Source organism: Nocardiopsis salina YIM 90010 (genome assembly GCF_000341025.1).
GTDB lineage: Bacteria > Actinomycetota > Actinomycetes > Streptosporangiales > Streptosporangiaceae > Nocardiopsis > Nocardiopsis salina.
This window is the reverse complement of the sequence record NZ_ANBF01000089.1, coordinates 1-19,306: the sequence shown is the minus strand read 5'-3', so window position 1 is coordinate 19,306 and position 19,306 is coordinate 1. Positions and strand designations below refer to the sequence as shown.

At 71.6% G+C, this 19,306-nt stretch carries 18 protein-coding genes and 3 pseudogenes; 4 read left to right on the top strand and 17 right to left on the bottom strand.

Annotated features, from left to right (window positions below; translation table 11 throughout):
* Nucleotides 1-61 precede the first annotated feature (61 nt).
* Nucleotides 62-1,036, bottom strand: a complete 975-nt coding sequence (locus D474_RS0110150; protein ID WP_017613471.1) for a threonine ammonia-lyase — start codon at nt 1,034-1,036, stop codon at nt 62-64.
* Between the two features lie 50 nt (nt 1,037-1,086).
* Here D474_RS0110150 and D474_RS0110145 point away from each other — a divergent pair, with 50 nt between their 5' ends.
* The gene (locus D474_RS0110145; RefSeq protein WP_017613470.1) at nt 1,087-1,695 is read left to right on the top strand and encodes a flavin reductase family protein; all 609 of its coding nucleotides are present in this window, start codon (nt 1,087-1,089) and stop codon (nt 1,693-1,695) included.
* A 21-nt stretch (nt 1,696-1,716) separates the two neighbouring features.
* Here D474_RS0110145 and D474_RS0110140 read toward each other — a convergent pair whose 3' ends face one another.
* The 4 genes from D474_RS0110140 to D474_RS0110125 form a co-directional block, all read right to left on the bottom strand.
* Entirely contained in the window at nt 1,717-2,361 is a 645-nt protein-coding gene (locus D474_RS0110140; protein ID WP_017613469.1) for a class I SAM-dependent methyltransferase, read from the bottom strand.
* 164 nt (nt 2,362-2,525) lie between these two features.
* The gene (locus tag D474_RS0110135; protein WP_017613468.1) at nt 2,526-3,194 is read right to left on the bottom strand and encodes a maleylpyruvate isomerase N-terminal domain-containing protein; all 669 of its coding nucleotides are present in this window, start codon (nt 3,192-3,194) and stop codon (nt 2,526-2,528) included.
* 115 nt (nt 3,195-3,309) lie between these two features.
* On the bottom strand, nt 3,310-3,927 hold the full coding sequence (locus D474_RS0110130) for an FMN reductase (RefSeq protein WP_017613467.1): 618 nt from the start codon (nt 3,925-3,927) through the stop codon (nt 3,310-3,312).
* Complete coding sequence (locus D474_RS0110125; RefSeq protein WP_017613466.1) at nt 3,924-5,030, bottom strand: LLM class flavin-dependent oxidoreductase; 1,107 nt, start codon at nt 5,028-5,030, stop codon at nt 3,924-3,926. Before D474_RS0110125 ends, D474_RS0110130 begins: the two co-directional genes overlap by 4 nt.
* 146 nt (nt 5,031-5,176) lie before the next feature.
* On the opposite strand from D474_RS0110125, the gene D474_RS0110120 reads away from it, so the two are divergent.
* Complete coding sequence (locus D474_RS0110120; RefSeq protein WP_239647035.1) at nt 5,177-5,491, top strand: hypothetical protein; 315 nt, start codon at nt 5,177-5,179, stop codon at nt 5,489-5,491.
* A 517-nt stretch (nt 5,492-6,008) separates the two neighbouring features.
* Here the strand turns inward: D474_RS0110120 and D474_RS0110115 are convergent.
* The 11 genes and pseudogenes from D474_RS0110115 to D474_RS30955 all read right to left on the bottom strand — a co-directional run bounded on the left by D474_RS0110115 (nt 6,009) and on the right by D474_RS30955 (nt 15,850).
* Nucleotides 6,009-8,291, bottom strand: coding sequence for a serine/threonine-protein kinase (locus D474_RS0110115; RefSeq protein WP_026118349.1), 2,283 nt, complete (start codon nt 8,289-8,291; stop codon nt 6,009-6,011).
* 317 nt (nt 8,292-8,608) lie between these two features.
* Nucleotides 8,609-8,978: pseudogene (gene paaI / locus D474_RS28205) on the bottom strand (hydroxyphenylacetyl-CoA thioesterase PaaI).
* Nucleotides 8,979-9,143: 165 nt separating this feature from the next.
* Nucleotides 9,144-10,238: a 1,2-phenylacetyl-CoA epoxidase subunit PaaE gene (gene paaE / locus D474_RS0110100; protein WP_017613462.1), complete on the bottom strand. Its 1,095-nt coding sequence runs from the start codon at nt 10,236-10,238 to the stop codon at nt 9,144-9,146.
* Between the two features lie 2 nt (nt 10,239-10,240).
* Nucleotides 10,241-10,756 (bottom strand): 1,2-phenylacetyl-CoA epoxidase subunit PaaD, encoded by a 516-nt coding sequence (paaD, locus tag D474_RS0110095; RefSeq protein ID WP_017613461.1) that lies wholly within the window; start codon nt 10,754-10,756, stop codon nt 10,241-10,243.
* Nucleotides 10,750-11,628 carry a 1,2-phenylacetyl-CoA epoxidase subunit PaaC gene (gene paaC, locus D474_RS0110090; RefSeq protein ID WP_017613460.1) on the bottom strand — a complete coding sequence of 293 codons (879 nt, stop codon included), beginning with the start codon at nt 11,626-11,628 and terminating at the stop codon, nt 10,750-10,752. The genes paaD and paaC overlap by 7 nt, the downstream gene beginning before the upstream one ends.
* Before the next feature lie 292 nt (nt 11,629-11,920).
* Nucleotides 11,921-12,232 (bottom strand): 1,2-phenylacetyl-CoA epoxidase subunit PaaB, encoded by a 312-nt coding sequence (paaB, locus tag D474_RS0110085; RefSeq protein WP_017613459.1) that lies wholly within the window; start codon nt 12,230-12,232, stop codon nt 11,921-11,923.
* On the bottom strand, nt 12,229-13,203 hold the full coding sequence (gene paaA / locus D474_RS0110080) for a 1,2-phenylacetyl-CoA epoxidase subunit PaaA (RefSeq protein WP_017613458.1): 975 nt from the start codon (nt 13,201-13,203) through the stop codon (nt 12,229-12,231). The genes paaB and paaA overlap by 4 nt, the downstream gene beginning before the upstream one ends.
* Nucleotides 13,204-13,341: 138 nt before the next feature.
* Entirely contained in the window at nt 13,342-14,130 is a 789-nt protein-coding gene (locus D474_RS0110075; RefSeq protein ID WP_017613457.1) for an enoyl-CoA hydratase/isomerase family protein, read from the bottom strand.
* A gap of 12 nt (nt 14,131-14,142) precedes the next feature.
* Nucleotides 14,143-14,926, bottom strand: a pseudogene (locus D474_RS28200) (3-hydroxyacyl-CoA dehydrogenase family protein).
* Between the two features lie 53 nt (nt 14,927-14,979).
* Nucleotides 14,980-15,722, bottom strand: a pseudogene (locus D474_RS28195) (enoyl-CoA hydratase/isomerase family protein).
* Nucleotides 15,719-15,850: a hypothetical protein gene (locus D474_RS30955; RefSeq protein WP_239647034.1), complete on the bottom strand. Its 132-nt coding sequence runs from the start codon at nt 15,848-15,850 to the stop codon at nt 15,719-15,721. The pseudogene D474_RS28195 and the gene D474_RS30955 overlap by 4 nt, the downstream one beginning before the upstream one ends.
* A gap of 345 nt (nt 15,851-16,195) precedes the next feature.
* Here D474_RS30955 and paaK point away from each other — a divergent pair, with 345 nt between their 5' ends.
* Nucleotides 16,196-17,551, top strand: a complete 1,356-nt coding sequence (gene paaK / locus D474_RS0110060; protein WP_017613456.1) for a phenylacetate--CoA ligase PaaK — start codon at nt 16,196-16,198, stop codon at nt 17,549-17,551.
* A gap of 65 nt (nt 17,552-17,616) precedes the next feature.
* Here paaK and D474_RS0110055 read toward each other — a convergent pair whose 3' ends face one another.
* On the bottom strand, nt 17,617-18,420 hold the full coding sequence (locus D474_RS0110055) for an SAM-dependent methyltransferase (protein ID WP_017613455.1): 804 nt from the start codon (nt 18,418-18,420) through the stop codon (nt 17,617-17,619).
* Nucleotides 18,421-18,594: 174 nt separating this feature from the next.
* On the opposite strand from D474_RS0110055, the gene D474_RS28190 reads away from it, so the two are divergent.
* Nucleotides 18,595-19,306, top strand: a 712-nt coding sequence (locus tag D474_RS28190; protein ID WP_017613454.1) for a DNA polymerase beta superfamily protein, incomplete at its 3' end; no start/stop codon positions are given.

Sequence of the window (19,306 nt, the reverse complement as noted above, 5' to 3'; positions counted from 1 at the left end):
GAGCCGACACCGGAACCAGGGTGCCGCCCCGGCCTCTTCGGCACCGCCGGCGCCGGACGGATCAGCCTTCGTTCTCCTCCACGGCCAGCAGCCGCGCGAACAGCTCCGGGTCCACGTTGCCGCCGGAGACGACCGCGACGGTGGATCCGGGGCGCGCGGGATCGCCCGCGACCCGGCCGGACAGCACCGCGGCGGCCGCCAGCGCCCCGCTGGGTTCGGCGACCAGGCGCGACCCGCGCGCCAGCACCGTCACCGCGTGGGCGATCTCCTCCTCGGTGACGGTGACGATGCCCTCCAGACGGGCGTTCAGGTGCGCGAAGGTCAGGTCCGAGAGTCCGGTGCGCACCCCGTCGGCCATGGTGCGCCCGGTGCGTTCGGCCGGCCAGGTGACGCGGCGGCCCAGGCGCAGGCTCTCGGCTGCGTCACCCGCCAGTTCCGGTTCCACCCCCACGACCCGCACCCTGCCCGGGTGCACGGTGCGCACCGCGGTGGCCACCCCCGAGGCGAGGCCTCCTCCCCCGACGGGCACCACGACGGTCTCCACGTCCGGGGACTGCTCGAGGACCTCCAGGCCGACGGTGCCCTGGCCGGCGATCACCGCCGGGGCATCGAAGGGCGGCACCAACTGCAGACCCTGCTCCTGCTCGAGCTGCCGGGCACGGGCAAGACGCTCCTCCACCGGGACGAGTTCGACCCGGGCCCCGGCGGCACGGATACGCTCCACCTTCACCTCCGGCGCGCCCTCGGGCACCACGACGGTGCAGTCCACACCCTGGGCGCGGGCGGCGGTGGCCAGAGCCAGTCCGTGGTTGCCCGATGAGTGTGTGACGACCCCGTGCGCGCGCTGGTCGGCGTCGAGCAGGGCGACGGCGTTGGTGGCGCCGCGCAGTTTGAACGCGCCCGTGGGCTGCAGACTCTCGGGCTTGAGACAGAAACCGGGGTCGGCTCCGGGGCCCGCGGTCAAGGGGGTTCGAACCACCAGTCCATCGATGCGGGTGGCCGCGGCCCGTACGTCGTCGGCGGTGACAAGGTCCATGCGGCGAGTATGCCCCCGGCGCCCCGGCACACACGGGACAATGGACCGTGATGCGTACAGAATGGACCCCGCAGGACCTCTCCGGCCACGACTTCTACAAACTCATGACGGCCGTCGTGGTCCCCCGCCCGATCGCCTGGGTGTCGACGACCTCCGCCGACGGTGTCGACAACCTGGCCCCGCACTCCTTCTTCACCGTCTCCTGCGTCGAACCGCCGATCGTGCAGTTCACGTCGGTGCGCCGCAAGGACTCCCTCATCAACGCCGAGGAGACCGGCGAGTTCGTCGTGAACCTGGCCCCCGAGTGGCTGCAGGAACAGGTCAACGCCAGCGGAACCCCGTACCCGCCGCACACCAGCGAATTCGACGAGCTCGGTGTGGAGCGTGAGGCCGCCAGCCTGGTCGCCCCGCCGCGGGTCGCGGGATCCCCCGCGGCGCTGGAGTGCGAGCTGCACTCGACGCTGCGTCTGGGCAACTCCACCGTGGTGTTCGGCCGGGTGGTCAACGCCGCCGTGGACGAAGCGGCGTTGACCGCGGGCGGGCACCCGGACGTGGAGCTCCTGCGCCCACTCGCGCGCCTGGGCCGCAACGAGTGGTCGACGGTGGGCGAAGTACGTGCCATCGACCGGATCCCCTACCTGCCCGACCGGCGCGAATGACGACCGCCCGGGGGCCGGCGGTCACCGGGCGGTCTTCCTGCGGGCGCGCAGGACGGCGTCGTGCAGGGTGATCTCGCGCCCGTCGCCGACGGTGGCGGTGCGCACGCGCGCGTCGGCGGTCTCCACGGTCCACTCGCCCGGATCGAGCAGGTCCGCCACCTCCTGCGCGGTCAGCTGCGTGCCGTGGTGTCCGGCGTGCGCCGCGTCGCCGTGCAGGCCGTCGGGATGGTGGCCGACCACGAGCAGGGTCCCTCCGGGTGCCACGGCCGTGGCCAGGCGCCGGTACAGGTCGGGGCGGGGCGCGTCGGTGTGTACGTAGTGGGAGTGGACGAGCGTGTACCCTCCGGCCGGCGGTTCCCAGGTGGTCAGGTCCTCGCGCTGCCAGTGCACACGCTCGGCGACGGGTGCACCGATCTCCTGTACGCGGGCGCGGGCGGTCTCCAGGGCGTTCTGGGCGATGTCGACCGCGGTGACCCGCCATCCCTGCCCGGCCAGCCAGAGGGTGTCGGTCCCGGTGCCGCAGCCGGCATCCAGGGCGCTCCCGGGTTCCAGGCGGGCGATCTCGGCGATCAGGTGCGGGCTGGCCTCGAGCCCACCGCGCCCGTGGCCGCCGTGGCCGGAGTAGCGGTCTTCCCAGTAGTCGCGGTCGTACGTTGCGTCGGACACGAGCCCACTCCCCCGTCGTCGGTGCCCCGCCTGCCGTGTGCGGCGGACGCGGGGCCCACGGTGCCCGCGCGCACCGCGTGCCTCAAGTTCTGTTGCCGACGTGGCAAAAGGGAACGGGCGCGCCCCGCGGCCTGCCGGGGCCGCGGGGCGAAGTGCACCCGGGCTCAGACCGCCAGCTCGCGTTCGGGGAAGGGCATGGCGGAAAGGTGTCGCAGGACGGGTGCGGGGTCACCGCTCCAGTCCATGGCGGCGACCTGGCCCTTGCTTCGGCGGCCGAGCACGGCCCGGACGAGCTCGAACAGCGGGGCGCGCCAGATGAGGTCCTCGCCCTGGCCGAGGGTCCAGGTCCGGCCGGTTCCGGTGCCCTCGACGCGGACCGACGGCAGCTCGGGGCTCCATCCCTTGGCCAGGCCGCCGATGGTGAAGTCGGCGATCTGGTCGGCGTCCTCGGTGTTCGGTCCGAGCTCCAGGGCCCCGCGGAGGTCGTTCTCGTGGTGCCAGATGTCGACCACGGGCAAGCGGTAGCGGGTGCGCTGCTGTGTGGAGAGCAGGTCGAGGAAGGCGGGGGTCTCGGCCTTCCACTCCTGGCAGATCTCGTCGGCGTCCAGGTGTGCGCGTTCGGCGACCTGGCGTGCGGTGACCGTGTCGGTGGCCGGCGGGGTCAGGGCCCCGCTGAGCACGTCGGAACAGATACCGGCGAGGTGGGCGTAGGTCTCGGTGACCGTCCACTCGGGCAGGGCCGGGACGGGTGCGTCGGCCTGTTCTTCGGTCAGGCCGGAGGCCAGGTCGAACAGGCGGTTCTGAGTGTTGGCGTAGATGCGCGCGGCGTCCATGGCGCAACGTTAACGAACGGCGTTCGGTTTTGACAGGCCCCCTGTTCGGGGCCGCCGGGAAACGGGCGTGCCGGGCGCGGGGAGCAGTACGCGCCCGGCCCCTTCGGTCGGGCCCTCAGGTACCCAGGCCCGACATGAGGTCGGCGAAGGGCGTGGGCTCCTCGAAGGGGTCGGCGCCCTTCGGTGCGCGCTCGGTGGCCAGCATCGCGAGCTGGCGTCCGGCACGGTCGATCCGGTCGCCCAGTTCGCGGCCACCGTTCTCGCCCGAGCCCCAGTCCTCCGAGGCCGCGTAGACCCCGGTGGGCACGACCGTGGAGCGGGTGTAGGAGAACATGGGGCGCAGGGCGTGCTCGAGCACCAGGGAGTGGCGCGGGCTGCCCCCGGTGGCGCCCATGAGTACGGGCAGCCCGTCGAGGTCGTCGGGGTCGACGATGTCGAAGAAGGACTTGAACAGCCCGCTGTAGGAGGCGTTGAAGACCGGGGTGACGGCGATGACGCCGTCGGCCTGCCCGAGGTCCTCCAGTACGCCCCGCAGTTCTCCGGTGGGCACGCGGGTGGTCATGGCGTTCATGATGTCGTGCGCGAGGTCGCGCAGTTCCACGACGCGGCTCTGCACCTGCTCGCCGCGTTCGGACAGCGCCTTCTCGGTGGCCCCGGTGAGCCGGTCGGCCAGCAGACGGGTCGAGGACGGGGTACTCATCCCCGCGCTGACGGTGACGATCCTGCGTGTCATGACTGCTCCTCCTGTTCCCCTTCCCCTGCGGCCGTCTTCGCGGCCAGGAGCGAGGCGTGGGTGGGTGCGTCGGGGACGTGGGCGGGCTTCTTGGCGGCGAACTCCTCGCGGAGCACGGGCACGACCTCCTCGCCGAGGATGTCGAGCTGTTCCAGGACCGTCTTGAGCGGCAGGCCGGCGTGGTCCATGAGGAAGAGCTGGCGCTGGTAGTCGCCGAACATCTCCCGGAAACCGAGCGTACGGTCGATGACCTCCTGCGGGCTGCCGACGGTCAGCGGGGTCTCGCGGGTGAACTCCTCCAGGGACGGGCCGCCGCCGTAGACGGGTGCGTTGTCGAAGTAGGGCCGGAACTCCTTGACGGCGTCCTGGGAGTTCTTGCGCATGAAGACCTGACCGCCGAGCCCGACGACGGCCTCCTCTGCCTTGCCGTGGCCGTAGTACTCGTAACGGCGCCGGTACAGCGAGATGAGCTTGCGGGTGTGGGTGGCCGGCCAGAAGATGTTGTTGTGGAAGAACCCGTCGCCGTAGAAGGCGGCCTGCTCGGCGATCTCCGGGCTGCGGATCGAGCCGTGCCAGACGAAGGGCGGCACGCCGTCGAGCGGGCGCGGGGTGGCGGTGAAGCCCTGCAGCGGGGTCCGGAACTTGCCCTGCCAGTCCACGACGTCCTCGCGCCAGAGACGGTGCAGAAGGTTGTAGTGCTCCAGGGCCAGGTTGATGCCCTCGCGGATGTCGTAACCGAACCAGGGATAGACCGGGCCGGTGTTGCCGCGCCCCATCATCACGTCCACCCGGCCGTCGGCCAGGTGCTGCAGCATCGCGAAGTCCTCGGCGATCTTGACCGGGTCGTTGGTGGTGATGAGGGTGGTCGCCGTCGAGAGCTGGAGGCGCTCGGTCTGCGCGGCGATGTAGCCGAGCATGGTCGTGGGCGAGGAGGCCACGAACGGCGGGTTGTGGTGCTCACCTGTGGCGAAGACGTCCAGGCCCACCTCCTCGGCCTTCAGGGCGATGCGCACCATCGCCTTGATGCGCTCGCCCTCGGTGGGTGTGCGCCCGGTCGTGGGGTCGGGGGTGACATCACTGACCGAGAAGACTCCGAACTGCATGACCCGCTCCCGTATTTGCTTCCATAGAAACAGCTTCCTCAGAAGCTACCACGTGTGAACACCCCGAACGACCGCTGCATTCCCCTCCCTCGAGAGGCCGTGTTCGTCCACAGGCACACTCTGTGTCCGCAGAATGTCACCGCGGCGTGCTATCCCAGGTAAAGGACGAAACACCCTCGGTCACCGCGGCCGCGACCGCCGACCGACCGCACCCGACGAGGAGGCAGGGCGCCCGCGCCCGCACCGCCATGACCCCCACCGACCCCGTCGAGACCACCACCGAGGACCGCGCACCCGTCCGCCTCTCCCAGGCCCTGCCCGAGGTGCTGGAACACCTGGAGCGCCACAGTCGCCCCACCGCCGGCACCGAGACCGAGCCGGCACCGCCGCACCACTCCGCCGCCCGTGCGGCCGGCCGCACGCACCGACACCGCGTTCCCGCACCCCGAGCCGTGAGCTAACCCTCCACCTCGGGTGTCCCGGCACACCCGACCGCCCCGACCCGCCGGGGAGCCCACGCGCCCCTCCCACCTCCCATGCACCGAAAGCCCCGCGTGACAGGGGTTTCGGCCGCGCCGACCCGGCCCGGACGACCCTCCGCACCCCTCCCCCGGACCCTCCCGTTGCCGTACCCGCACCGGGTTTTTACCGGCCCCGGCGAAAAATCGGTCCCTGCAGCGGGAACACCACAGCCATAAGAGGCGTTGAGCCAGGTGAAGCGCCTCGAGACCGAAAACCCCGCACCCTTCAGGACCCTCGAAGCACTCACCACAAACCATGCGCGGATGCGAGCGCGCGTGTCGGTAATGGGGGTTTCCGACACGCCCAGAGACGCCGCATCCGCCTTCCCAGCGGCCAGACCGCACTCAGTGCACCCTGGCCGCGCCCGCTGTGGCCCGCGTTGGGGGACGCGGGCCACAGCTATGTCCGGGGGCGCGACACCGTCGCGCCCCCGGACCTTTGTCGTGTCGGCCCCGGTCAACCCTGCTTGTGGAAGTGGATCAGCGCGATGTCCTCGATCTCGGCCTCGTAGTATTCGGGATCCTCAGCATGAGGCCGTGTCGGCTCGCTCGACGGCCTGCACGGTGGGTAGGAGACGGCGCTCTCGTCCGGGTCCTCCTCCGCAGCAACCTCGCCGTCCCAGGAGTCGCCGCAGGCCACGGCCCCATCGATGACGCTGGTCGTGCCCCTGGAGAAGCGGCCGTTGAGGAACACCCGCCTGTCCTGGTGCTCACTCGGGTTCTCCAGCACGTCCGCCACGTCCATCGCGCGGTCGCAGTCCATATCCCAACCACTGGCCTGGACCGACCACTCCTTCTCCTCTGGGTAGCCCATGACCACGGTGCCGCAAATCGGGGCGTAGACCACGTCCCAGCCGGGCCCCGGCTCACCTTCGGCCCACACTTGGGGGTCCTCCAGCGGCACGTCGGCGTCGACCTCATCGAACTCCACCCGGACGTCCCAACGTTCCGCCGAGTACTCGGCCCACACCGGCCCCTCCTCCCCGTCGAGGGCGATCCACGCTGTGGCTTCCTCCTCCACGAGGTCCCCTTCGTCCAGGAGTCCGAGCACGGTGGGGCCTGTGTACACACGCTCCTCACCCTCAACAACCTCGGCCTCTTCCTCGGACGGCATCCGCAGCGGCGCTGTGGCCAGAGTGGCGGCAACGGATTCGGCACTGACGCCGGGCCCGGGTTCCACGGGCTCGATGGTGGACATCCACTCCTCCTCTCGCTCCGCGTACACGTACAGGTCCCCCTCGTGGCCGGCCACCGCCGTGGTACCGCCACCCATCCCCTCGCCCCGGACGATGAAGGTGTCGGTGCCGGCCGAGTACAGGTACTCCTCCTCGATGAGGCTGCCCTCCACCACCTGGTCCACGGGCACCCCGGTCCGGTCGGAGACCTCTTGCGCGTGTTCCTCGGTGAAGGAGCGCTCCACCGAGGCGGTGAACCCCTGCCCCTGCTCGAGCACGTCCGCGGCCGCGCTGATCCTCTCCCCCGGCGTGACCCGGAGCTGGTCGTAGGCGACCGCACCCACCGTGGCCAGCCCGGCCACCGTGAGAAGCCCCGCACCGGCCAGCCCCGTCTTGGACGTGGCGACCGCGCTCAGCACACCCCCGGAGGCCGCCCCCGAGCCGCCGGCGCCACTGCCGGCCGCGGCAGTACCTGCGGTTCCGGTAGCGCCTCCTCCAGCGCCCGCGGACCCGGCAGCCCCGGAGCCCGGAACACCCGACCCCGCTGCGCCCGCACCCAGGCCGACCGCGGAGGCCGTACCCAACACCGCGGCCCATCGGGCGGGGTCGTGACCGGCGTCGTCCACACCGCTCCAGTAGTCGCCGAGCATGCGGCGCAGGGTGCCGGCGGCCGTGACCGGGCGGCCGCCGTCCTGCCTCTGCGTTCCCTCGGCCGAGACTTCCGGCAGCTCCGGCAGCAGCGCCCCCACCAGGGCCTCGGAGGTCGGACGCCGGTCCGGATCCACCGACAGCGCTTCCTCGACCAGACCGACCAGATCCTCGGGCACCCCGTCGACGTCGTGTGCGCCCTCGCGCGCCCGGCGCGCCAGCTCGCCCGCGTCACCGGTCCCGAACGGCTGGTGCCCCGTGGCAGCCAGCGTGACCAGCCCACCCCAGGCGAACACGTCGGCTGCCGGGTCCGCGGCGGCCCCGGAGTAGCGTTCGGGTGCCGCCCAACCGGGGGTCCCGTAGGTGGCCGAGGCGTCATCGGAGCGCTCGGTGCCGATGTCGACGGCGATCCCGAAGTCCACGATCTTCGGTCCGTGCGGGGACAGGATGACGTTGCCCGGCTTGATGTCACGGTGCGCGATGCCCGCCGTGTGCAGCGCTGCGAGCCCCTCGGCCGCGCCCAGGGCGAACGTGCGGAGCATGTCGCCCTCCAGCGGACCGAAGGCGCGCACGTGGGCGCGCAGGTCGCGGCCGGGCACGTAGTCGAAGGCCAGCCACGGCACCTCCGCCCCGGGGTCGGCGGCGTGCAGGCGCGCGGTACTGACCCCGTCGGCGCGTCCCAGCATCTCGACCTCGCGGGCGAAGGCCTCCCGGAACGAGGGTCTCCGGGCGGCCCCGGCGTGCACGGTCTTGACGGCCACGCACACGCCCTGCCCGTCCAGGGCCCCGTAGACGGCACCCATGCCGCCAGAGCCGATGCGTCCCACGACCTTGTAGGGGCCGACCTGTTCCGGGTCGCCCTCCTCGAGCGGCGCGAGTCCGGGCGGCAGGGTCACGGCGTCAGGGGATGGGGACATCGGCGCCTTTCAGGGGGACGGGGGATGTGGTCGGCAACGGGGCGCACCCACTCGACGAGTCCGATGCCCCGATACACCCGGAAGTTCACTCGATGCGCCCTGTTCCGTGTCAGGATCCGGTCCGGCGCCACCGGATACCGTGCCCCGTGCGCCGACGGGTGGTGCGTTCGGGTGCAGTCTCCGGTGCGCTCCACTCGTCGGCCCCGGCCGCGGCCAGGGTCTCGTCGGCCGGCCCCGACCACACGGGGCCACTCAGTGGTGTCGTGAACCGGATCGCCGCCCTGTCCGGTTCCTCGTGTGGTCCGAAGCGCCCCGTCTCAGGTCCGCGGCAGGGTCCGGCTGCGGCCGCGGAACTCGGCGACCACGTCCTCGCCCCGGCGCACGGTCACGTCGTAGATCCCGCTGCGGCCCTGGACCACCCGTTNGGTTGGCCACAAGCAGGTCGCCCTCTTCGGCGGGGGCCACGAAGGTCACGTCGGCGCCGGAGGCCACTGTGACCCCGCGGCCGTCGACATTGCAGGCACAGGCGAAGGCGGTGTCGGCCAGGGTGAAGACGAACCCGCCGTGTGCGATGCCGTGGCCGTTGACCATGAGGGGGCCCACGGCCATCTCCACGACCGCTGTGCCGTGACCGGCCTCGACCAGACGCATGCCCAGGTTCTTGGAGGCGTGGTCGGCCTCGAACATGCGGCGGGCGGTCTCGTTCTCCCCCTGCGGGGGCTCGGTGGTGCTCAACCGTGTGTCGGGCGCCCCGGCCGGGCGGGGTGCCCTTCTCCTTCCTCGAACCCGCCCACCGGGGGCGGGGGTGGATCCCCGAGGCAGGCGGGGCAACTGCTGGTCCCCCGCGCCGGCTCAGGAGTCGAAGTCGACCGTGAGTCCGTCGGTCGTGGGCAGCGACTGGCAGGCCAGCGCGTACCCGGCGTCGACCTCGGCAGGGGTCAGGGCGTAGTTGCGGCGCATCTTCACCTCGCCGTCGCAGACCATGACGCGGCAGGTACCGCACACCCCGCCCTTGCAGGCGAAGGGCAGGTCGGGGCGGTAACGCTGGGCCGAGTCGAGCACCGGCACGCCCTGCGGCAGCGTCATGGTGCTGGATCGCCCGTCCAGGACGACGGTCACCTCGGTGGAGGGGCCCTCGACCTCGGGCTCCTCGTGGCGGGCCTGGGGCGGCGGTTCGGCACCCTCGACGAAGAACAGCTCCTGGTGGATGCGCTCGCCCTCGACACCGTGGTCGGCCAGGATCTGCTGGGCATCGGTGACCATGCCGTAGGGGCCGCACAGCCACCAGTGGTCGACGGCGTCGGGCGCCACGACCGTGCTGAGCAGCTGGTCGAGCTTGTCGGCGTCCAGCCGTCCGGTGAACAGCTCAGACTCCCGGGGTTCCCGGGAGAGCACGTGCACCAGTTCCAGCCGGGCGCCGTAGCGGTCCTTGAGATCGGCCAGCTCGTCGGCGAACATCACCGAGGCGCTGCGGCGGTTGCCGTACAGCAGCGTCACCGTGGAGTCGGTGCGCGCCAGGAGCGAGGAGGCCATCGACAGCACCGGGGAGATGCCGGAACCGGCGGCCACCAACACGTGCCGCCCCGCCCGGCCGAGGTCGGGGCTGAACCGTCCGGTGGGGGCGCCCACCTCGATCTCGTCTCCGGCCTGCACCTCCTTGACCAGCCAGGTGGAGAACACCCCGCCCGAGACCAGGCGCACGCCGACCCGCGGTGCCTCGCCGACGGGGGCGCAGACGGAGTAGCTGCGACGCTGCTCCACCCCGTCGACCTCGCGGCGCAGGGTCAGGGACTGGCCCGGCGCGAACGCGTAGAAGTCGGCAAGGTGGTCGGGAACGTCGAAGGTGACAGCGACGGCGTCGTCGCACAGGTGCTCGACGTCGGCCACGCGCAGCCGGTGGAAGGCGGCCCGGTTCCGTGCGGGCGCTTCGGTCACGGTTGTGGACACTGTCAGATCTCCTTGACGTGCTCGAACGGTTCGAGGCAGCTGCAGCAGCGGTGCAGCGACTTGCACGAGGTCGCGCCGAACCGGGACAGCTCCTCGGTGTCGGCGCCGCCGCAGAGCGGGCAGCGCGGGGCGGTCCTGGTGGGCGAGAGGGTGAGCGGGACGGGGCCGCTGGTGCGGACCGGTGCCCGGCCGGGCGGGGAGATGCCGTGCTCGGTGAGCTTGCGGCGGCCCTCGTCGGTGATCCAGTCCGAGCTCCAGGCCGGGGACAGCGCGGTGCGCACCTCGACCTGCTCGAAGCCGGCGGCCCTGACGGCACGGTCGACGTCCACCCGCATCTCGGCCAGTGCGGGGCAGCCCGAGTAGGTGGGCGTGATCCACACCGTGACGGTGCCCTCCTCCCCGACCCGGACCTCCCGCAGGATCCCCAGGTCCTCGAGGGTGAGCATGGGCAGTTCGGGGTCGGTCACCGCTGCTGCGGCCCGGTGGGCGCGGTCGCGGTCGGTCAGCGTGGTCACCATGACGCCTCCGGGTGCTCTCGGGCCACCTGCTGCATCTCTTCCAGCAGCGGAGCGAGCTCGGGCCCGTGGTCGCCTCTGCGTCCGGCCTCGGCCGGTTCCGGGAAGGCTCCGGGCTCGTCGAGGGTGGCGGTGGTCAGGACCTGCACGAGCACGTCGTGGACCTCGGCGGCGACCGCGGCCGGGTCGACGCCCACGCCGAGCCGGGACATGCGGGCCTCGACGGGGTGGGTGGCGAACAGTTCGCCGGTGGAGGGCCACACGTCGGCCACCGCCGCGGCCATGCGCTCGTGGGAGTACTCGGTGCCGTCACCCAGGCGCAGCGCCCAGGAGACCGCGTACTCGCGGTGGTAGGCCAGTTCGTTGACGGCCTTGGCGGCGATCGCGGCCAGGACCGGGTCGCGGCTCTCACGCAGTCGGCTCATCAGGGACAGCCGCCAGCCGGACAGCACCAGCAGGGTCGTGATCGCACGGGCGAAGTCGCCCCGGGGCGCCGCGGCCAGGCGGACGTTGCGGAACTGTGCGGCCTCGCGCCGGTAGGCGAAGTCGTCCTCGTCCCGACCGGTGCCGTCGGCCTGTCCGGCCCGGGCCAGCAGCAGGCGGGCCTGGCCGAGAAGGTCCAGCGCGATGTTGGCCAGGGCCACCTCCTCCTCCAGCTCGGGTGCGTCGGTGACCCACTGGCTCAGGCGCTGGGCCTGGACGAGGGCGTCGTCGCCGAGCATCTGGCAGTACCGCGCCAGGTCCTCACCGTCCACGCCCTCGGGGAGGGTGGTGTCCACACCCGCGAGCGCCTCGGTGAAACCGGTACCGAAGGCCCAGCGGGTGTCGCTGTCGTGTTCCTCGACCAGGCCGGTGAAGATGTTGTCGCCACTCATTGTCGTTCCTCTGTGCCTCTTCGGTCCCCTGGGTGCGTGCCCGTGCGGGCGGGCCGCGGCGCTCGGGCGCCTGTCCCAGGGCCTGTTCGGTAACACCGATCACCTGCTGCGCGGCGCCCCAGCGGCACTCTCGCTGCGTTCTCATCAGTCGACGGCGCATCCGGCCGACCCCTTCTTCGGCCTTGCGACCGCACCACTGGCTGCGCCCGCCCGTCACCCGCCACCGCCCTCGACGGACGCCTGGCGGGGCAGTAGCCGGCCGGAGCAACGGAAGGCGTCCACCAAACAGACCCTAGATGTGGGGGACGTCCTCCGGGACGGGGTAGAAGGTGGGGTGGCGGTAGACCTTGTCACCGCTCGGCTCGAAGAAGGGGTCCTTCTCGTCCGGGCTGGAGGCGGTGATGTGTTCCGCGAGCACCACCCAGATGCTGACGCCCTCGTTGCGGCGCGTGTACAGGTTGCGGGCGTTGTGCAGCGCCATCCGGTCGTCCGGGGCGTGCAGGGAGCCCACGTGCACGTGGTTGAGGCCGCGCTTGCCGCGGACGAAGACCTCGTAGAGCGGCCATTCGGGCCGGACGGGACGGGGCTTTTCGTCGGCGCTCATACGGCGACCTCCCGGGAGTTCTGGTGCTTCTTCGCGTAGGCGGTGGCGGCATCGCGGACCCACGCGCCCTTCTCGTGTGCGACGCGGCGGCGGGCCACGCGCTCGGCGTTACAGGGGCCGGACCCGGTGACGACCCGTTTGAACTCGTTCCAGTCGGGCTCACCGAAGTCGTACTGGCCGCTCTCCTCGTTCCAGGCCAGCTCGCTGTCGGGCAGCGTGACGCCGAGCTTGTCGGCCTGGGGCACGGTCATGTCGACGAACTTCTGGCGCAGGGCGTCGTTGGTGTCGATCTTGATGCCCCACTCCAGCGACTGCTGAGTGTTGGGCGAGTCGGCGTCGGGCGGGCCGAACATCATCAGCGACGGCCACCACCAGCGGTCGACGGCGTCCTGGACCATGGCGCGCTGGCCCTCGGTGCCCTCCATCATGCGCATGAGCAGCTCGTAGCCCTGGCGCTGGTGGAAGGACTCCTCCTTGCAGATACGCACCATGGCGCGGGCGTAGGGCCCGAAGGACGTGCGGCACAGCGGCACCTGGTTGCAGATCGCGGCGCCGTCCACGAGCCAGCCGATGACACCGACGTCGGCATAGGTCAGGGAGGGGTAGTTGAAGATCGAGGAGTACTTCTGGCGGCCCTCGATCAGGCGCTCGGTGAGCTCGGCGCGGTCGATGCCGAGGGTCTCGGCGGCAGCGTAGAGGTACAGGCCGTGGCCGGCCTCGTCCTGGACCTTGGCGAGCAGGATGGCCTTGCGGCGCAGGCTCGGCGCGGACGCGATCCAGTCGCCCTCGGGCTGCATGCCGATGATCTCGGAGTGGGCGTGCTGGGCGACCTGGCGCACGAGCGTCCTGCGGTAGCCCTCCGGCATCCAGTCACGGGGTTCGATGCGCTGGTTGGAGGCGACCTTCGCGTCGAAGTCGGCCTGCCGGGCCCGGTCGTCACCGGGGGGCGCTTCCTGGGCCGTGGTTGTCATGGTTCTCCGTCCTCCGTCCCCATTGATAACCGAACGTTCGGTAAGTAATTAGTATCCCCGGATCCGACCGCCCGATGCAAGCCCCCGGCGGCCGGATCCGAACGCGACCGGAGGGGGCGCCCGCGGGCGCCCCCTCCGTCAGCTGCCGGAGAAGACCGGCTTCTCCTTGTTCAGGAAGGACTTCACCGCGCCGACGTGGTCGCCGGTCACGCCGAGCTCGTTCTGGAGGTCGGCCTCCTCCTCCAGCAGCTCGGGCAGATCGCACCCGCCCTCGGAGGCCGAACGCACCTCGCGCTTGGCAGCCACGAACGCACTGGTCGGCCCGGCAGCCAGGACCGAGGCCAGCTCACGGGCGCGCTGCTCCCAGGCGTCGTCGTCCACGACCTCGGTGACCAGACCCAGCTCGTGGGCCCGCTCGGCGGCGATCGTCGTACCCAGCAGCATCATCTCCATGGCCCGCGCGCTGCCCAACGCACGCACCAGGCGCACCGCCAGGCCCGAGTCCGAGGCCAGGCCGATCCCGGTGAAGGCGGTGCCGAACTTGGCCCGGCGCGCGGCCACCCGCACGTCCCCCGCCAGCGCGAAACCCAGGCCGGCGCCCACGCAGGCGCCGCCGATACCGACCACGACCGGAACCTGGATCGACTCGAAGGTCTGCACGATGGGGTTGTAGTGCTCGCGCACCGTCGTCAGGGCCTGTTCGGGTTCCTCCTCCAGGATCCTGGCGTGCTCGGCCAGGTCCTGGCCCACGCAGAACGCCTTCTCCGAGCCCAGCAGCAGCACCGCACGCGCGGTGGTGGACTCGGCCGCCTGGCGCAGCGCACCCAGCAGCTCCTCCTTGACCTCGCCGGTCAGGGCCGGGCTGTTGAGCCGCACCGTGGCCAGGCCGTCGGCCTCGACGAACTCCGCCGCCTTCTGTTCGCTCACGCTCTCGCTCCTTCAATTCCAGTCGTGGAAACCCGTGCCGCTCTTGCGGCCGAGCTTGCCCTCGGCGACCTTACGGCGCAAGAGCTCCGGCGGCGCGAACCGGTCCCCCAGTTCACCCGCCAGGTGCTCGGCGATGGCCAGGCGCACGTCGAGCCCGACCAGGTCGGTCAGCCTGAGCGGCCCCATCGGGTGGCGGTACCCCAGTTCCATGGCGGTGTCGATGTCGGCCGGGGAAGCGACCCCCTCCTCGACCATGCGGATCGCCTCCAAGCCCAGTGCCACACCGAGGCGGCTGGTGGCGAACCCGGGAGCGTCTCGGACCACGATCTCGGCCTTGCCCAGCGCGCCGACCCAACCGCGAACCGCCTCCAGCACCGCCGGGTCGGTCTCGGGGGCGGTCACGATCTCCACGAGCTTCGAGGCCGGGACCGGGTTGAGCCCAGGAACCGTGCCGGACGCTTCAGCGCCGCCGCGAGGTCGGTGACCGACAGGGAACTGGTGTTGGAGGCCAGGACGGCGCCCTCCCCCGCGGCGGCCTCGGCGGCGGTGAGCACGGCGATCTTGAGCTCGGGTTTCTCCGGCACGGCCTCCACGACCAGCCCGGTCCCGGCGGGGATCTTCTCGGCCGAGTCCACGGTGGACAGCGCCTCCAGGTAGCTCCGGGCGTCGCGCTCGATCCTGCCGCGGTAACGGGCCTTNCACGCTCGTGCCCGGCCGCGGCGGCCTCTCCGGTGGCCTCCGCCAGCACGACGGAGGCACCCGCGGTGAGGAACTGCTGGACGATACCGGCGCCCATGGTTCCCCCGCCGATGACGGCGACGGTTGCGGGCACGGCCTGCTCGGTGTTGCTCAACGCTTCTTCCTCTCCAGGAAACCGGTCATCCGGTCGTGTTTGTCGGCGCTCTCGAACAGCACCGCCTGCGTCAGGTCGTCGGCCAGCGGGTGGGGCCCCTCTGCATCCACGACCATCTTGGTCAGGCGCAGGGCCTGGGCCGAACTCCTGGTCATGCGGTCCAGCAGGCCGTGGGCGCGCTCGCGCAGCTCATCGGAGGGCACGATCTCGGCGACCAGGCCGTGGCGCAGCGCCGCGTCGGCGTCGAGCTCGAACCCGCCCAGCAGGACCTGCTTGGCCACCGAGACACCGACCAGCTCGCGCAGGCGCCAGCACGCGCCGGCCCCGCGATGATGCCCAGCCCCGGCTCGGGCTGGGCGAAGACCGCCGTGTGTGTGGCGATTCGGATGTCGCAGGCGTAGGAGAGCTCGGCGCCCCCTCCCAGTGCGAACCCGTCCACCGCTGCGACGGTGGGCGCCCGGAGGCGATGCAGCCGTTCGAACAGGCGGCTGTTGATCCCTGCCAGGGCCTCCTCCCGGCCACGGGCACGGAGCTCGGCCATGTCGGCCCCGCCGGCGAAGACGGTCCCGTGCCCGGTCAGCAGCAGGGGTCTGGGATCGGCCTCGATCTCGGCGCACACGCGGTGCAGTTCCTCGATCATGCGGCCGTTGATAGCGTTGCGGGCCTCGGGGCGGTGCAGTTCCACCACCACGCGGTCCTCGTACCGGTCGACGTTCAGGGTCTCGAAGTTCTCACTCACACGCGCTCCACCAGTAGAGATGCGCCCCGGCCCACACCCACGCACAGGACGGCCGGGCCGCGACGGGCCCCTTCAGGCTCCATGAGGTCGAGGAGGGTGACCAGGATGCGGGCGCCGGAGCTGCCCAAGGGACACCCCGGGCCGATGGCGCCCCGTCGAGGTCGACCCGGCTCGCGGCGCCGCCCCAGCGGGCCTGGGACTGCCCCCGTCGGCCGAGTGGACCTCGCTCGCGCGTGACCTCCCGCTACTCGTGGTGGCGCGCGCCACCATCACCTGTGAACTCATCGACACACCTCCTTGACACGGTCGGCCGGGGACTGAATTAATGCATTAGTAACTGAACGTTCGGTCAGTAAGCAAGTCGGTCGTCCCCGCAGACGCACCGCGTCCACCCGACACGCGGCCCGTTCCGCCGCCCCCCACCCAGGCGCCCGGCCCGGCGGAACAACCGCGCTCAGTAACCGGAGAGGCCCATGGCAATCCACGACACCACCCCGCAGCCGGCCGGTACTGCCCTCCCCCAGCGTCTCGGCCGGGTGCCGGACCCCCGGACGCTCGACCCGGCCGAACGCACGAGTGTCGACGAACTGCGCGCCACGCAGCTCACCCGCCTGCAATGGACCCTGAAGCACGCCTACGAGAACGTGCCGCTGTACAAGCGCAAGTTCGACGAGGCCGGAGTGCGGCCCGAGGACCTCAGGAGGCTGGAGGACCTCGAGCACTTCCCCCACACGACCAAGGCCGACCTGCGCGACACCTACCCCTTCGGCATGTTCGCGGTCCCCCAGGAACAGGTCAGCCGTATCCACGCCTCCAGCGGCACCACGGGGCGCCCCACCGTGGTCGGCTACACCGAGGAGGACATCGACACCTGGGCCGGCGTCGTGGCCCGCTCCGTACGCGCGGCCGGCGGGCGCCCCGGCCACAAGGTGCACGTCTCCTACGGCTACGGGCTCTTCACCGGCGGACTGGGCGCCCACTACGGTGCGGAGAAACTGGGCTGCACCGTCATCCCCGCGTCCGGTGGCCAGACCGCCAAGCAGGTCCAGCTCATCCAGGACTTCCGGCCCGAGATCATCATGGTCACGCCCAGCTACATGCTGACCCTGATGGACGAGTTCGAGCGCCAGGGCATCGACCCCCGCACGACCTCCCTCAGGACCGGCATCTTCGGCGCCGAGCCCTGGACCGAGCAGATGCGCCGCGAGATCGAGGACCGCTTCGACATCAACGCTGTCGACATCTACGGCCTCTCCGAGGTCATGGGCCCGGGCGTGGCCAACGAGTGCGTCGAGACCAAGGACGGCCTCCACATCTGGGAGGACCACTTCTACCCCGAGGTCCTCGAGCCGGTCAGCCAGGACGTCCTGCCCGACGGTGACTACGGTGAGCTCGCCTTCACCTCGCTCACCAAGCAGGCGATGCCCGTCATCCGCTACCGCACCCGCGACCTGACCACACTGCGCCCGGGCACCGCCCGTCCGATGCGCCGCATGGACAAGGTCACCGGCCGCAGCGACGACATGATCATCCTGCGCGGGGTCAACGTCTTCCCCACCCAGATCGAGGAGGTCGTCCTCGGCCTGGACGGGCTCGCCCCGCACTTCCAGCTCGTCCTGACCCGCGACGGGCGCCTGGACAGCATGGCCGTGCGTGTGGAAGCCGCCCCCGACTGCCCGGCGGACCGCCGCGTCAGCCTGAGCAAGGAGATCGTGGCGACCGTCAAGGACAAGGTCGGGGTGAGCGTGACCGTCGACATCGTCGACCCCGAGGGCATCGAGCGCTCGGTCGGCAAGTTCCGCCGCATCATCGACCAGCGTCCGCGCTGACCCACGGCGCGGTCCCGAGCCCGCCGGGAAGCCACGCCCGACGGGCTCTCGGCGTTCCGGGCCGGTCAGGGCTTGCGGGCAACCGCCCCGTACTCGGCCACGGGACGCACGTCGCCGACCTCGGGGGCGTCGGGACGCCACAGGGGGCAGGAGACCACGCCCGGCTCCAACAGTTCGAGGCCGTCGCAGAAACCACGGAGCTGCTCGGCGGTGCGCACGGTCAGGCGGGGAGTGCCGCGCTCGTTCCAGGCCTGGGCGACCTCGTGGGCGCGCTCGTGGTCGACCTCGTCGGTGGGGTGCGCCAGAACCAGGAAACTGCCCGGCGCCAGCGCCCCCAGCAGCCGGTCGAGCACGTCGCGGACCACCACGTCGTTCCCGACGAAGTTGACCACGCCCAAGAGCATCAGGCCCACGGGACGGTCCAGATCGAGCGTGGCCGCGGCCCGTTCCAGAATGGCGTCGGGGTCGGTCATGTCGGCGTCGACGTAGTCGGTGCGGCCCTCCTCCGAGCCCACCAGGAGCGCGCGGGCGTGTGCCAGCACGAGCGGGTCGTTGTCGACGTAGACCACCCGCGCGTGCGGGGCCAGGGCCTGGGCGACCTCGTGGGTGTTGTTGTGCGTCGGCAGCCCGGTGCCGATGTCGAGGAACTGGTCGATGCCCTCCTCCCGGATCAGGTGGGTGACGGTGCGCACCAGGAACGCACGGTCGGCGAGGGCGTTGTCGACGATCTCGGGGAAGAAGGAGCGGATCCGGTCGCCGAGCTCACGGTCGACCGGGTAGTTGTCCTTGCCGCCGAGCCAGTGGTTCCAGATACGGGCGTTGTGCGCGACGGTGGTGTCGATCTCGGGGCGGGTGCTGCGAGGGGGCACGGTCTCTTCTTTCGGGGACGGGACCCGTGGTCGGGCCCGGTGTGGCAGTCGGTGAACAGTCCTACGGCCTGCGGGGCGGGTCCGGCAAGGGCACGAGGGCGCGAAAACCGTTCGGCCGGGCGCTCGGGGCGCGGGTAGATTGCCGCCGTCGCCACCGAATGCACGGGAGGGCCGTTGAAGCACGCGAGCGAGGAGTTCGCCCGGATCGCCGAGCAGGGCACCGTACTGCGCTGCCAGGTGGGGTCCCGGGTGCACGGGCTGGCCCTGGACGGCGGCGACCGGGACGAGATGGGCCTGTGTGTGGAACCCCCGGAGTACGTCATGGGCCTGCGCCACTTCGAGCAGTACGTGTACCGCAGCCGCCCCGAACACGTGCGTTCGGGCGAGGGCGACCTGGACCTGACGGTCTACTCCCTGCGCAAGTGGACCCGTCTGGCCCTGGACGGCAACCCGACGGTGCTGCTGCCGCTGTTCGCGCACGAGTCGGAACTGGTGACCGTCACCGACCTGGGACGGGAGCNCGTCCCCCGCCGGTCCGGGCACCGGTTCCTGGGGTACCTGCGCGCCCAGCGCGCGCGCCTGACGGACGGGCGCGGGCACACGAACCGCCCCGAGCTGGTGCACGAGCACGGGTTCGACACCAAGTTCGCCTACCACATGGTCAGGCTGGGCCTGCAGGGTGTGGAGCTGTTGGAGCGGGGGCGCATGACCCTGCCCGTGCCGGAGCCGGACCGCGGGTGGCTCCTGGATCTGCGGCGCGGCGGGCGTACGCTCGAGGAGGCGCTGGAGCGCACCGCGGAGCTGGAAGCGCGCCTGGCGGTCCTGGTCGAGGAGGCCGACGTGCCGGACGAACCCGACGCGGCCTGGGCGGACCGCTGGCTGGTGC